Here is a 293-nt window from a genome sequence, read left to right as displayed (position 1 = left end):
AAGTACCTCGTTTCCGAGGTTGTGCCCTCGGCTGTTTTTCGGGTGGCCTCGACCCGTCCAAAAGCCTTCAGGCCCGGGAATTCATGATGCTCTGCCAGAGCCTTGCTCGAAACGACGGTCGCCTTTCGGGTTTCCGTCCGGCCGTGGCCGATATCCTCGGAAAGCGCGCTTGGGTGCGCGTCTGGCTCGGCCCCGAAGCTGGCCCGGGCATCGGACAGGAGCGAGTCCTGGTTGGCCTTGAGCGCCAGGCACCAGTCGCCACCACCCGCGTTAATCGCAGCAACCGTACGGCG

At 64.5% G+C, this 293-nt stretch carries 1 protein-coding gene; it reads left to right on the top strand.

The features are described 5' to 3' along the window. Positions 1–83: 83 nt before the first annotated feature. A partial coding sequence (locus FJQ48_RS22525) for a hypothetical protein (protein ID WP_210236273.1) occupies positions 84–293 on the top strand: 210 nt, incomplete at its 3' end.

This window comes from Ochrobactrum sp. CGA5 (genome assembly GCF_006345815.1).
In the GTDB taxonomy this organism is placed as follows: domain Bacteria; phylum Pseudomonadota; class Alphaproteobacteria; order Rhizobiales; family Rhizobiaceae; genus Brucella.
Note: the sequence above shows the minus strand (reverse complement) of the source record. Positions and strands in the feature narration are given on the sequence as shown.